This is a genomic window from Burkholderia ambifaria AMMD (assembly GCF_000203915.1).
Classification (GTDB): Bacteria; Pseudomonadota; Gammaproteobacteria; order Burkholderiales; family Burkholderiaceae; genus Burkholderia; species Burkholderia ambifaria.
Genome location: NC_008391.1, coordinates 2558274 through 2570748, shown reverse-complemented (window position 1 = coordinate 2570748; position 12475 = coordinate 2558274). Strand labels below are relative to the sequence as shown.

The window sequence follows — 12475 nt, the reverse complement described above, 5'->3', positions numbered from 1 at the left end:
TTTCCTTGGCTGTCAGATCGGCGTCGCGAGTAGCGTCTGCACGCGCGACGTGTCGTAGATCACGCGCTTGGTCTTGTAGCGCAGCCCGTCGGGCGTGCGCACGACCGTGTCGTAGTACTTGCCGGCCTGGTACACGTTCGATTCGCCGTTGCTGCGCGTCTGCACGACCACGTAGTTGCTCTCGGTGTCGATCTCGCCGTCGCGCTGCGCGACGATCGTGAGACCCGATGTCATGTGCCGGTACGTGTGCTCTTCATAGATGTTCGCGTGCCGCAGCGACACCACGCGATCGCGCAGCATCCGCTGGTTCGTGCAATGGACGATCCCGACCGGCAGCCCGAGATCCGCGTTCTCCTTCGGCACGATCTCGTACGTGCAATCCTCGGTGAACATTTCCGGCCAGTGTTCGAGCCGGTCGTTGTCGAGGTGGCCGATGTAGCGGTTCTGGAGCATGTAAATCTCGAACCACGTCTTCATGTCTTCCGTCAGGTTTTCCATCATTCCGCGCTCCCGCTTCGATAGCCCATCAGCTTCTGGTAGCCGACCCAGAACTTGCGGATCAGGCTTTCGGTGATCACCGTGTCCTGCTGGTCCGGATTGCCGCGCGACATCTCGATCACCGACGTCGCATCGGCGTCGCGCACCGTGCCGCGCTGCACGAGCTCGGTCGCCTCGGTGTCCTCCATCGAGATGTAGCCGGCCGGCCCGACCAGGTTCGCCTGCTTGATGCGCAGCGCGCGCAGCTCGGGCGTGTCGTCCGCGTAGCCGAAGAAGTGAAAGATCAGCTCGAAGTTGTCCGGCCCCTTCGGCAGGATCTGGCGCGCGACCAGCGTGTTGTGGATCTGCTGGATCACGAGCTGCGGGAAGATCGGCTGGATATGGTTCGTGCAGTCCTCGTCGTATTCGGACACGAGATCGAGGATCGACTCGTCTTCCAGATGGAAGCCCTCGTCGAACGAGCGGATGTTCTGCTGCTTGTACGCGGCCGACGTGTCGTCGCCCGTCTTCGTCACCGTGATGATGCTGTGCAGCCCGTGATTCGCATCCGGAATCGAGCGAGCCTTCATCCCGACACGGAAGATGTTGAAGGTCGTATGGAACAGATGCAGCATGCTCGCGTGATACGGGTCCTTCACGTTCTCCATGTACAGCTTCCAGTTCGACTTCGAATACTGTCTCGTGCAGCCGAGATACTCGATCGGCTTGTGGAAGATTCGGTCGATCCACGGCCGCATCTGCTCGCCGAGATAATCCGGCAGCGGCATCACTTCATCGCTGAAGGTGGCGAACACGAGCCCGCGATAGCTGTCGACGCGCAGCTTGCGCAGCCCGTGCTGCTTCGGGTCGAAGTCGGCCGGCATCCCGGTCATCCCCTTCTGGCCGCGCCGGAACGGCACGCCGAGCAGGTTGCCCTGGTTGTCGAAGCTCCACTGGTGGTACACGCACGTGTGCGAGCTCGCGTTGCCGCGCGACTTGCGGCAGACCTGCGCGCCGCGGTGCGCGCAGCGGTTCACCCACGCGGACAGCGTGCCGTCCTCGGTGCGCGTGACGACGACCGGCGTATCGCCGACGAACGTGCTCTTGAAGTCGCCGGCCTTCGGGATTTCCGCTTCCAGCGCGACGAAGTTCCAAGTGGGCCCGCGGAAGATGCGTTCCTGCTCGCGATCGTAGACCGCGCGTGAGCTGAACACCTTATAGGGCACGCGCGAGCCGTCGTCGTGCGGAAAACGCACATCGGACGCGTCGTCACGCGCGGCGAATACGACGGGCGATTCTGTCTGCTCCATGTCGGACTCCTTGTGGTTCCGTTTCGTTGATTGCATGGCGCCCATTTTTGAAAAGCTAATATTCGCCGTCTATCCGGAAAGTGCGATTGCGGCGGCGCAATATCCACTTTCGGCGGATTTCTGCGCTAGCATGGCGACACACGCGACCCGCGCACGATCGCGACCCATTCGTCGGATCGAAGCGCGCGTCCACACCAAGGCCGATGCCCATGTCCCCAACGTCGTTCGAGCCGTATGCGCTGCGCGCGCACCGGCTGTTCGAATCCCGCGATCTCGACGAGACGCGCGAGCGGATCTCGCGCGTGATGCAGCCGCACGCGCTGCTGCCGAGCGGCCGCGTGCAAGGCGCGTCGCACATGGATTTCGTGCGGCTCGGCGGGCTCGGGATCGGCACCATCGCATTCGGCGACGCGATGCGCGTGCAGGTCGACGCGGTCGACGGCTATTACCTGCTGATGTTCTGCCTGTCCGGGCAGGCGGAAGTCCACGCGATGGGACGCCAGCTCGGCGTCGACGGGCAGACCGGCGTGCTGTGCGCGCCCGGCGAGCGCTTCGATGCGGTGCTGTCCGCCGACTGCGAGCAGTTCGTGCTGCGCATCGACGCGGCGACCGTCGGCTCGCTCACCGGCGACCCGCGCGCGACGCTCGACCCCGTGCTGCACATCAGCGACGCCGCGCTCGCCGCGTGGCGCCAGCAGCTGATGCTCGTCGCCCGCTCGCCCGAACTGCTCGAACGCGCGAACGCCAATCCGCGCGTGGCGTCGCAGCTCGAGCACCTGCTGATCGACCTGCTGATCGAAGGCCACCCGCCGTCCGTGCTGCGGGCGTCGCACCGCGACCCGGCGCCGGGCTTCGTGCGGCGCGCGCAGGAGTTCGTGAACGCGCACTACGCGCAGCCGCTGCAGCTCGCGGATATCGTCCAGGCCGCCAACGTGCCGGAACGGACGCTGCGCGACGCCTTCCTGCAGTTCCGCGGGATGAGCCCGATGCAGTACCTGCGCGCGACGCGGCTCGACCATGCGCGGGAGTTGCTGCGCGGGTCGATGTCCGAGCGACGGATCGCCGATATCGCGCTCGATTGCGGGTTCACGCACCTCGGGCGGTTTGCGCTCGCGTATCGGGAGAAGTTCGGCGAATCGCCGTCGGAGACGCTCGACGGCAAGCGGTAGGGGGTGCAGGTGCACCGCTTTGTCGGCTGCCGAGTCGGTCGGGTTGTTGCCGTCAGGTCGTTGGGGTCGGCTTGCTGGCTCGCTTATTGGGCCGGCTGGCCGAGTCGGCTTGGTGGGTCGGCCTGCTGGGTCGGCTTGCTGGGTCCGCTTGCTAGGTCCGCTTGCTGGGTCGGCTGGGCTGGGCTGGGCTGGGCTGGGGCTGGGCTTTCGCGCTGGGCCGGCTTGCAGGCGCGCTGCCCGCCTGCGTCACCGGCGAACCACATCGCATCGCGACGCCGTCTCTGCCTTCGACCGGGCGCGCCAAAACCGACCGTTAGTTGCAGTCAACGTGCGAGCGGCACCGCCCTTACCCCACCGGCACGATCATCTCCCGAGCGATCGCACAGAACGCGCTCGTCGCCGCACTTTCGCCGTGCAGCCGGCGGCTCATGATGATCGGCGACGTCGCCGTCGGTTCCGGCAGCCGCCGGTAGACGACGCCCCTCACGCGCACGCCCTCCACGCTTTCCGGCACCAGCGACACACCCACCTGCGCGGCGACGAGCCCGAGCGCCGTCTGCAGCTCGCGCACCTCGTGAACGGCCGCCGGCACCAGCGCGCCGTCGCGCAGCGCGGACAGTTGCTGATCCGCGAAGCTTGGCCGCGGCGTGCTCGGATAGACGATCAGCGTCTCGTTCGCGATGTCCGCCAGCGTCAGCGGCCGTTCCGGATCCGCGAGCGGATGCCCGACCGGCAGCGCCGCGATCAGCTTTTCCTCGATCAGCGCCTCGCGCACGAGCTGGTCGTCGTCGAAGCGCAGGCGGCCGAACCCGACGTCGATCCGCCCGCCCTTCAGCGCGCCGAGCTGTTCGAGCGTGAACATTTCGATCAGCGACAGCTCGACGTTCGGCTGCGCCTCGCGAAACGCGCGGATCACGTCCGGCAGCGCGCCATAGAGCGTCGACGGCACGAAGCCGATCACGATCCGCTCCGACAACTGCGCGAGCCGCCGCGTCAGCGGCCCGAGCTCGTCGGCCTGCTCGACGACGCGCTTCGCCTGCGCGTAGAACACGCGTCCCGCGTCGGTCAGTTTCAGCGGCCGCGCCCCGCGCTCGAACAGCGGCAACCCGAGCTCGTCCTCGACCGCCTGAAGCTGGCGGCTCAGCGGCGGCTGCGTCATGTGCAGCCGCTCCGCCGCCCGCGTGATGTTCATTTCCTCCGCGACCGCGATGAAGTACCGGAGCTGACGCAATTCCATTTCATGCCTCAAAGGTATGGAAGTAGTCGGAAAGAGTGTTGGACGACGCCGGGCGGGAATTCCTACCATGTGCACCAACAGGAGGAATCGCATGATAGCAACTGCCGCCACCATCGAGCGCATCGACACGCTGCTCGTTGACGTGCCAACGATCAGGCCCCACAAACTGTCGGTCGCCACGATGAATTGCCAGACCCTCGTGCTGGTCCGCGTTCGATGCACGGACGGTATCGAAGGCGTCGGCGAGGCGACGACGATCGGCGGTCTCGCATATGGCGAGGAGAGCCCCGAGAGCATCAAGGTCAACATCGACACCTACTTCGCGCCGCTGCTGCAAGGCATGGACGCAACGCGTCCCGGCGCCGCGATGGCGCGTGCGCGCAAGCTGTTCCAGGGCAACCGGTTCGCGAAGTGCGCGATCGAAACCGCGCTGTTCGACGCGCAGGCGCGCCGCGTCGGCGTGCCGCTGTCGGAACTGTTCGGCGGCCGCACGACGGATGCGGTCGACGTCGCATGGACGCTCGCGAGCGGCGATACGCAGCGCGACATCGCGGAAGCCGAGGCGATGCTCGACGCGCGCCGCCATCGCGCATTCAAGCTGAAGATCGGCTCGAACGCGGTCGACGACGACGTTGCGCACGTGATCGCGATCAAGCGCGCACTCGGCGAGCGCGGCGACGTCCGCGTCGACGTGAACCAGGCATGGAGCGAAACCGATGCGATCCGGGCGGGCGCACGCCTCGCGGACGCCGGCGTGAGCCTCGTCGAACAGCCCATCGCGGCGACCAATCGCGCGGGGCTGAAACGCCTCACGCAGCTCGCGCGGATTCCGATCATGGCCGACGAAGCGCTGCACGGCCCCGTCGATGCGTTCGCGCTCGCGCAGGACCGCGCGGCCGACGTGTTCGCGGTGAAGATCGCGCAATCGGGCGGGCTACTCGGCGCGGCGAGCGTCGCATCGATCGCGTCGGCGGCTGGCATCGACCTGTACGGCGGCACGATGCTCGAGGGCGCGGCCGGCACGATGGCGTCCGCGCAGCTGTTCAGCACGTTCGGCTCGCTGAAATGGGGCACCGAGCTATTTGGCCCGCTGCTGCTCACCGAGGAGATTCTCGTCGAGCCGCTGCGCTACCAGGATTTCAAGCTGCACCTGCCGGCGACGCCCGGCCTCGGCATCACCTTCGACTGGGCTCGCATCGAACGGATGCGACGCGACGCCCGCTGATCCCCCACGACACGACTACCGAAACCGGAGACACAGATGAACAAGCAAGCCATCGACGCCCTGCTGAAGACCTTCGACGACGCCGCGGAAAAGCCCGGCAACCCGCGCGTGCGCGCGATCGTCAACCGGATCGTGAAGGACATCTGCTACACGATCGAGGACTTCGACGTGCAGCCGAGCGAATTCTGGACCGCGCTCAACTACCTGAACGAAGCCGGCCGTGAATTCGGGCTGATCGCCGCGGGCCTCGGCCTCGAGCGCTTCCTCGACGTGCGGATGGACGAGGCCGAGGAGAAGGCCGGCTTCCAGGGCGGCACGCCGCGCACAATCGAGGGGCCGCTGTATGTCGCGGGCGCACCGGAATCGGTCGGCCATGCGCGCCTCGACGACGGCACCGATCCGGGCCAGACGCTGATCATGCGCGGCCGGGTGCTCGGTCAGGACGGCGCGCCGATCGCGAACGCGCTCGTCGAGGTGTGGCACGCGAACCATCTCGGCAACTACTCGTACTTCGATCAATCGCAGCCCGCGTTCAATCTGCGGCGCTCGATCCGCACCGATGCCGATGGCCGCTACAGCTTCCGCAGCGTGCTGCCGGTCGGCTACAGCGTCCCGCCGGGCAGCAAGACCGAGCAGCTGCTCGACCAGCTCGGCCGCCACGGCCATCGTCCGGCGCACATCCACTTCTTCGTTTCCGCGGACGGATATCGTAAGCTGACGACGCAGATCAACATCGAAGGCGATCCGCACATCTGGGACGACTTCGCGTTCGCGACCCGCGAAGGGCTGATCCCGAAGATCAATCAGGCCGAGGGCGCGGAAGGCAAGCCGTATGGCGTCGACGGGCAGTTCGCGCTGATCGACTTCGATTTTTCGCTGCTCAAGGACAAGCAGGACGTGCCGGCGAGCGAAGTCGAGCGGGCGCGGGCGCAAGCCTGAGCGGCCGTCCGGTTCGACGCATCGATAACGCAAGGAGTACAGAATGCTGTTTCATGTGGAAATGACCGTCCGTCTGCCGGCGGACATGGATCCGGTCAAGGCGGCCACGCTGAAGGCCGAAGAGAAGGCGATGTGCCAGCGGTTGATGAACGAAGGAGTCTGGCGGCATCTGTGGCGGATCGCGGGGCAGTATGCGAACGTCAGCATTTTCGATGTCGAGAGCGTGCAGCAGCTGCATGACGTGCTGAGTCAGCTGCCGTTGTTTCCGTATATGGAGATGGAAGTGCGGGCGCTGTGCCGGCATCCTTCGTCCGTTCGGGACGACGATCGGTGAGTTGTGGGTGGGCCATGCCGCCGGGGGGCCGGCGGCATGGGCGGGAGGCTGATCGCCCCCCTCACTGCTCGTGCGCGAGGTGCGCCGCAAACCCCACCTTCTCCGGCGCGATCCCGGCCCTCAGCGTCAGCGCCGGAATCTCGTAGTCCCCGGCATTCTGCCGCCGGAACGGAATCGGCCGTGCGGTCCACAGTTCGTCGAGACGCTTGCCGAGCGCCGCGCGCGTTTCGTCGAAGCGCACGTCGTTCATCCGCCCCGTCCGGTAGATCACGAACGGCGGCAGCACGTCGAACCCCGGGTAATACAAAATCCCGTGCTGGATCGGAAACAGCACGTCGTCGATCGGCCCGTTGATGCCGCGCGCGCTGTAGTGCGACTCCCAGCCGCCCGTCGTGACGATCACCATCGCACGCTTGCCCGCCAGCGAGCCCTCGCCGTAACGGTCGCCCCAGTGCTGGTCGGAATGCTCGCCGACGCCGTACGCGAAGCCATACGCATACACACGCTCGACCCAGCCCTTCATGATCGCCGGCATCGAGAACCACCACAGCGGAAACTGCAGGATCACCGCGTCGGCCCACTTCAGCTTCTCCTGTTCGCGCGCGATGTCGTCGCGCTGCGTGCCCGTCTCGAACGCACGCTTCGAATCGAGCGCGGGATCGAAGCGCGCGTCGGGCGCACGGTCGGTCACGTCATGCGCGTCGAACGCGGCCTTCCAGTTCATCGCGTACAGATCGGTCACCTGCACGGCATGGCCCGCTGCTTCGAGATGCTCGACCGCGAAGTCCCGCAACGCGCCGTTCAGCGAACGCGGTTCGGGATGGGCATAGACGATCAGCACATTCATGTTCACTACTCCGTTGATTGAATGACTGCAGGATGCCGTCGCCAACGGTATATTGGAAATGAATTCCCGATATTCCAGGTATAGCCTTGAACAATCTCAGACGACTGGACCTGAACCTGCTAGTCACGCTCGACGTGCTGCTCGCCGAGCACAACGTCACGCGGGCGGCTGAAAAACTGAACATGTCGCAGCCGTCGGTCAGCGTGCAGTTGCAGAAACTGCGCGACCTGTTCGGCGATCCGCTGCTGCTGCCGGGGCCGCGCGGGATGCGGCCGACCGCTCGCGCCGAGACGCTGCGCGAGCCGTTGCGGGACGCGCTCGACGCACTCGAACGGGCAGTGCTGACGGCCACGCCGTTCGATCCGGCGACCGCGACGAACACGTGGCGCGTGGCCGCGACCGACTACGGCGAATCGACGATCGTGCTGCCCGCGCTGAACACGCTGCGCTCGGCCGCCCCCGCTACGCGACTCGCCGTCGTCGAACTCGCGCCGCCGCGCATCGAGCAGGACGCGGAGCGCAACGGCATCGACCTGGCGTTCCATACGAGCGAAGGGTCGCCGGAAGGGATGCGGCGCCTGCCGCTGTTCGTCGAGCGATACGTGCTCGTCGGTCGTGCCGGTCATCCGAAGCTGAAACGGCGCCCGACGCTCGCGCAGTTCAGCACGCTGGAACACGTGATCGTGTCGCCCGACGGCGGCGGCTTCTTCGGCGTGACGGACGAAGTGCTCGCAAAAGCGGGCGCTGCGCGGCGTGTCGTGCTGTCGGTTCCGCATTTCCTGTTCGTGATGTCGGCCGTCGCCAGCACCGATCTCGTCGCGATGCTGCCCGAGCGGCTGGTCCGCAACATACCCGCATTACGCGTCGTGGAAGCGCCGGTCGAAGTCCCCGGCTATGAGATGTCGATGCTGTGGCACGAACGCGTGCATCGCGATCCCGCGCATCGATGGCTGCGCGAGACGATCGCCGCGTCGGTGTGAATCTTTCGCGGTACGGACGCAACCGCACCTTCCCCGTCGTCCGAAACGGGCCGCGGCACACGTGCATTCATTCAGCACTTGAAACCGCCTCGAACACTGTATATATTTACAGTGCTTTTGCACCATTTGACCCGAATTCCGTCACCCATGACGGACGGACTTTTGTGAGGCGACCATGTTTCAGTCATCCGCATTCGATCCCGAGCAACCCGGCTTCAACCCCGGCCACTTCGAGCGCGCCGCGCAGCGCGCGGTCGTCGATCTGCAGCGTGTCGTCGGCGGCCCTGCGCAGCGCGCGCTCGGCCTGCGACGCCGCACGCATCCGGCCGCCGTCCGCACGATGAGCTGGCAGGCGCTGCTGAACGTCGAGGAACTCGCGTTCTCGAACGCCGGTTTCCTGAGCCGCAACGATCCGACCGTCGTCGACGCGTTCATCCGTCTGCGCGACAGCCGACTGGTCGCGGCGGACGTCGAGGAGCCGGTCGACTGGCGTCGCGACGACGACGACCTGCCGGCCGTCTACCTGATCGTCAAGGCGATGCTGGAAGCGGAAGAAGAGGAACGGGCCGAAGCGGCCTGATACACGCGGGCCGGTGGCGGATGGCCGTGTGTGGGGATCCCGCCGCGTGGTGACGCGGCACATCGGTTCGACGTGCTCAACCGCCCTGTGGAATCACGGAGCGGAGAACCGCGAGCCGTCGCGCAGGCAAACCACCGCCGCGCGACGCACGCCATCCCGAAACCCGAAACGATAGCCCGTCACAGCCGCGCGGCAAGCCGCGAACCCTGATCGATCGCACGCTTCGCATCGAGTTCGGCAGCCAGTTCCGCGCCGCCGATCAGATGCACCCGTCGTCCGGCCGCCTGCAGCGGCACCAGCAGCGCGCGCTGCGGTTCCTGCCCCGCGCACAGCACGATCGTGTCGGCTTCGATCAGTTCGTGATCGGTGCGCTGTTCGCCGTACGACACGTGCAACCCGCGCGCATCGATCAATTCGTAGTTCACGCCGCCGATCATCTTCACCTGCTTCATCTTCAGCGTCGCGCGGTGAATCCAGCCGGTCGTCTTGCCGAGCCCCTTGCCGAGCGGCGCGGCCTTGCGTTGCAGCAGCGTCACTTCGCGCGCGGGCGCCGCGACCTGCGCGCGCGTCACGCCGCCGCGCGTCGCGGCCGGATCGGTCACGCCCCACTCCGCTTTCCACTCTTCCAGATCGAGCGTCGGCGACGCGCCGTCCTGCACCAGATACTCGGCGACATCGAAGCCGATGCCGCCCGCGCCGATCACCGCGACACGCCGGCCGACCGGCTGCCTGCCGGCGAGCACGTCGATATAGCTGAGCACGTTCGGCCCGTCCTGCCCGGGAATCTTCGGGTCGCGCGGCGCCACGCCGGTGGCGAGCACGATCTCGTCATAGCCGCCCGCGATCAGGTCGCTCGCGGCGACGCGGCGGTTCAGGTGCAGGTTCACGCCGGTCAGCTCGACCTGCCGGCCGAAGTAACGCAGCGCTTCATCGAACTCTTCCTTGCCCGGGATCCGCTTCGCCATGTTGAACTGGCCGCCGATCTCCGCGGCCGCGTCGAACAGGTCGACGTGGTGGCCGCGCTGCGCGAGCACGGTCGAGCATGCGAGCCCGGCCGGCCCCGCGCCGACGACCGCGATGCGCTTCGGCTGCTGCACCCGCGCGTAGACCAGCTCCGTCTCGTGGCACGCGCGCGGGTTCAGCAGGCACGACGCGATCTTGTTCTTGAACGCGTGGTCGAGACACGCCTGGTTGCAGCCGATGCAGGTGTTGATCTCGTCGGCGCGGCCCTGCGCGGCCTTGACGACGAACTCGGCATCCGCAAGCAGCGGACGCGCCATCGACACCATGTCCGCGCAGCCGTCCGCGAGAATCTGCTCGGCCACTTCGGGCCGGTTGATCCGGTTGGTCGTCACGAGCGGGATGCCGACCTCGCCCTTCATCTTCCTGGTCACCCACGCAAACGCGCCGCGCGGCACCGACGTCGCGATCGTCGGCACGCGCGCCTCGTGCCAGCCGATCCCCGTGTTGATGATGGTCGCGCCCGCGCGCTCGACGGCCTTCGCAAGCTGCACGGTCTCGCTCCAGTCGCTGCCGTCCGGAATCAGGTCGAGCATCGACAGCCGGTAGATCAGGATGAAGTCGCGCCCGACCGCTTCGCGCGTGCGCTCGATGATCTCGATCGGCAGACGGATGCGGTTTTCATACGAGCCGCCCCACTGGTCGCCGCGCTTGTTCGTATGCATCGAGATGAACTGGTTGATCAGGTAGCCCTCGGAGCCCATGATCTCGACGCCGTCGTAGCCGGCCTCGCGCGCGAGCTGCGCGCAGCGGACGAACGCACGGATCTGCCGCTCGACGCCGCGCGCGCTGAGCTCATGCGGCGCGAACGGCGAGATCGGCGACTTGATCTTCGACGGCGCGACCGCGAACGGGTGGTAGCCGTAGCGGCCGGTATGCAGGATCTGCAGCGCGATCTTGCCGTCGTCCGCATGCACGGCGTCGGTGATCACGCGATGGCGCCGCGCGCCGGCGGACGTCATCAGCGTGCCGCCGAACGGCTTGGTCCAGCCGGCCACGTTCGGCGCGAAGCCGCCGGTCACGATCAGGCCGACGCCGCCGCGCGCCCGTTCGGCGAAATAGTCGGCGAGCCGCGGCAGCGTCTTGCGGCTGTCCTCGAGGCCCGTGTGCATCGAGCCCATCAGCACGCGATTCTTCAGCGTGGTGAAGCCAAGGTCGAGCGGTGCGAGCAGGTGCGGAAAGGGGGTCGTCATGATGAGTCTGCCGATAAGCGATGGGTGTCATCGTAGGCGCGCGCCGCCTTGAACGTGAGGGGGCAAACAGCCATAATGCTTGTCATTTTCGGCCAAATCGACATGACCTCCCCGTCACGCAAGGATCACCTCGGGCTTCGCCGGCCGACGATTCCGGTCGCCTATCCGCGCCTGCTGCTGCAGGCGCTGGCCGCACGCGGCGTCGATCTGGCCGCGGTGCGTGCCGGCACCGGGCTGCGCGACGCGGTATTGGCCGAACCGGACGCACGCGTCGCGCCATCTCAATGGGGCCGGCTCGTGCTGAATGCGATCGGGATCGGCGGCGATCCGGGCATCGGGCTCGCGTTCGGGCTGCTGCTGAAGCCGACCGTGCACGGCTTCCTCGGCTATGCGACGCTGACCGCGCGGGACATCCGCGACGCGCTGGTCGTCACGCAGCGCTACTTCCGGATGCGCAATCGCCAATATCGTCTGACCTACGCGGAGGACGAACACGGCGCAACGCTCGAACTGCACGGCGTGCAGGCGAGCCCCGTGCTGCAGCATCACGTGATGTTCGAGTTCGTGCTGACCGGGCTCGCGCAAAATATCTCGCAGTGGTCCGGGCGCGCGTCGCCGCCGATCGCGCTGCGCTTCGCGTGGCCGGAGCCCGGCTATTTCGCGCGTTATCGCGACCAGTTGCCGCCGGTCGAATTCGGCTGCGCGGCGAATGCGCTGTGGATCGCGCGCGACGTGCTCGACTGGCCGCTGCCGCTCGCCGATGAAGTCGCACACCGGCAGGCGCTCGTGCAGGTCGAGCGCGAGTATGCGCAGGTGCGTCAGGAGGAAGGCGATCTGGTCGAGCGCGTGCGCGCGGAGCTGGCGCGCACGGCCGGCGACTATTCGAGCCCGGAGGCGCTCGCCGACGCGCTGCTCGTGTCGACGCGCACGTTGCGGCGCCGGCTCGAGGAAGCCGGGTCGAGCTACCGGCAACTGCTCGACGAAGCGCGGTTTCGCGATGCGAAGCAGTTGCTCGCGGCCTCGGACCTCGACCTGAAGACGATCGCCGAGCGGCTGCAATTCACCGACCCGGCGAATTTCACGCGGGCGTTTCGACGGTGGGCCGGGCAGACGCCGAGTGCCTATCGGGAGGCGGCCGGCAATCCGGCACGCGAGTAAGCCGGA

12 protein-coding genes are annotated in these 12475 nt (G+C 66.9%); 7 read left to right on the top strand and 5 right to left on the bottom strand.

The window, feature by feature from the left end:
- Positions 1-12: 12 nt before the first annotated feature.
- Together andAd and andAc are read right to left on the bottom strand one after the other, a co-directional pair.
- Entirely contained in the window at positions 13-501 is a 489-nt protein-coding gene (gene andAd / locus BAMB_RS27430; protein ID WP_011660415.1) for an anthranilate 1,2-dioxygenase small subunit AndAd, read from the bottom strand.
- The gene (andAc, locus tag BAMB_RS27425; protein ID WP_041491608.1) at positions 498-1787 is read right to left on the bottom strand and encodes an anthranilate 1,2-dioxygenase large subunit AndAc; all 1290 of its coding nucleotides are present in this window, start codon (positions 1785-1787) and stop codon (positions 498-500) included. Before andAc ends, andAd begins: the two co-directional genes overlap by 4 nt.
- Positions 1788-1996: 209 nt before the next feature.
- Here andAc and andR point away from each other — a divergent pair, with 209 nt between their 5' ends.
- The gene (gene andR, locus BAMB_RS27420; RefSeq protein WP_041491607.1) at positions 1997-2956 is read left to right on the top strand and encodes an anthranilate 1,2-dioxygenase regulatory protein AndR; all 960 of its coding nucleotides are present in this window, start codon (positions 1997-1999) and stop codon (positions 2954-2956) included.
- A gap of 346 nt (positions 2957-3302) precedes the next feature.
- Here the strand turns inward: andR and BAMB_RS27415 are convergent, their stop codons facing one another.
- Positions 3303-4193, bottom strand: coding sequence for a LysR family transcriptional regulator (locus tag BAMB_RS27415; protein WP_011660412.1), 891 nt, complete (start codon positions 4191-4193; stop codon positions 3303-3305).
- A 91-nt stretch (positions 4194-4284) separates the two neighbouring features.
- Between BAMB_RS27415 and BAMB_RS27410 the strand changes: the two genes are divergently transcribed.
- Genes BAMB_RS27410 through catC form a run of 3 tightly spaced genes read left to right on the top strand, consistent with a single transcriptional unit; the run spans position 4285 to position 6691 of the window.
- Positions 4285-5418: a muconate/chloromuconate family cycloisomerase gene (locus BAMB_RS27410; protein ID WP_011660411.1), complete on the top strand. Its 1134-nt coding sequence runs from the start codon at positions 4285-4287 to the stop codon at positions 5416-5418.
- A gap of 36 nt (positions 5419-5454) precedes the next feature.
- Positions 5455-6357, top strand: coding sequence for a catechol 1,2-dioxygenase (catA, locus tag BAMB_RS27405; RefSeq protein ID WP_011660410.1), 903 nt, complete (start codon positions 5455-5457; stop codon positions 6355-6357).
- A gap of 43 nt (positions 6358-6400) precedes the next feature.
- On the top strand, positions 6401-6691 hold the full coding sequence (catC, locus tag BAMB_RS27400) for a muconolactone Delta-isomerase (RefSeq protein WP_006479534.1): 291 nt from the start codon (positions 6401-6403) through the stop codon (positions 6689-6691).
- A 61-nt stretch (positions 6692-6752) separates the two neighbouring features.
- Here catC and BAMB_RS27395 read toward each other — a convergent pair whose 3' ends face one another.
- The gene (locus BAMB_RS27395; RefSeq protein WP_011660409.1) at positions 6753-7538 is read right to left on the bottom strand and encodes an NAD(P)H-dependent oxidoreductase; all 786 of its coding nucleotides are present in this window, start codon (positions 7536-7538) and stop codon (positions 6753-6755) included.
- A gap of 86 nt (positions 7539-7624) precedes the next feature.
- Here BAMB_RS27395 and BAMB_RS27390 point away from each other — a divergent pair, with 86 nt between their 5' ends.
- Together BAMB_RS27390 and BAMB_RS27385 are read left to right on the top strand one after the other, a co-directional pair.
- A complete protein-coding gene (locus BAMB_RS27390; RefSeq protein WP_011660408.1) occupies positions 7625-8518 on the top strand; it encodes a LysR family transcriptional regulator in 894 nt (297 codons plus the stop codon).
- 175 nt (positions 8519-8693) lie between these two features.
- On the top strand, positions 8694-9098 hold the full coding sequence (locus tag BAMB_RS27385; RefSeq protein ID WP_006750278.1) for a DUF2471 family protein: 405 nt from the start codon (positions 8694-8696) through the stop codon (positions 9096-9098).
- 179 nt (positions 9099-9277) lie between these two features.
- Here BAMB_RS27385 and BAMB_RS27380 read toward each other — a convergent pair whose 3' ends face one another.
- Positions 9278-11311, bottom strand: coding sequence for an NADPH-dependent 2,4-dienoyl-CoA reductase (locus BAMB_RS27380; protein ID WP_011660407.1), 2034 nt, complete (start codon positions 11309-11311; stop codon positions 9278-9280).
- A gap of 75 nt (positions 11312-11386) precedes the next feature.
- Here BAMB_RS27380 and BAMB_RS27375 point away from each other — a divergent pair, with 75 nt between their 5' ends.
- A complete protein-coding gene (locus BAMB_RS27375) occupies positions 11387-12469 on the top strand; it encodes an AraC family transcriptional regulator (protein ID WP_011660406.1) in 1083 nt (360 codons plus the stop codon).
- Positions 12470-12475 lie beyond the last annotated feature (6 nt).

Bases quoted from the DNA above. Each gene is read 5' to 3' on its own strand.
- andR (WP_041491607.1), top strand. From the start codon at position 1,997: ATGTCCCCAACGTCGTTCGAGCCGTATGCGCTGCGCGCGCACCGGCTG.
- BAMB_RS27395 (WP_011660409.1), bottom strand. From the start codon at position 7,538: ATGAATGTGCTGATCGTCTATGCCCATCCCGAACCGCGTTCGCTGAAC.
- BAMB_RS27385 (WP_006750278.1), top strand. From the start codon at position 8,694: ATGTTTCAGTCATCCGCATTCGATCCCGAGCAACCCGGCTTCAACCCC.
- andAd (WP_011660415.1), bottom strand. From the start codon at position 501: ATGATGGAAAACCTGACGGAAGACATGAAGACGTGGTTCGAGATTTAC.
- BAMB_RS27415 (WP_011660412.1), bottom strand. From the start codon at position 4,193: ATGGAATTGCGTCAGCTCCGGTACTTCATCGCGGTCGCGGAGGAAATG.
- BAMB_RS27410 (WP_011660411.1), top strand. From the start codon at position 4,285: ATGATAGCAACTGCCGCCACCATCGAGCGCATCGACACGCTGCTCGTT.
- BAMB_RS27375 (WP_011660406.1), top strand. From the start codon at position 11,387: ATGCTTGTCATTTTCGGCCAAATCGACATGACCTCCCCGTCACGCAAG.
- andAc (WP_041491608.1), bottom strand. From the start codon at position 1,787: ATGGAGCAGACAGAATCGCCCGTCGTATTCGCCGCGCGTGACGACGCG.
- catA (WP_011660410.1), top strand. From the start codon at position 5,455: ATGAACAAGCAAGCCATCGACGCCCTGCTGAAGACCTTCGACGACGCC.
- catC (WP_006479534.1), top strand. From the start codon at position 6,401: ATGCTGTTTCATGTGGAAATGACCGTCCGTCTGCCGGCGGACATGGAT.
- BAMB_RS27380 (WP_011660407.1), bottom strand. From the start codon at position 11,311: ATGACGACCCCCTTTCCGCACCTGCTCGCACCGCTCGACCTTGGCTTC.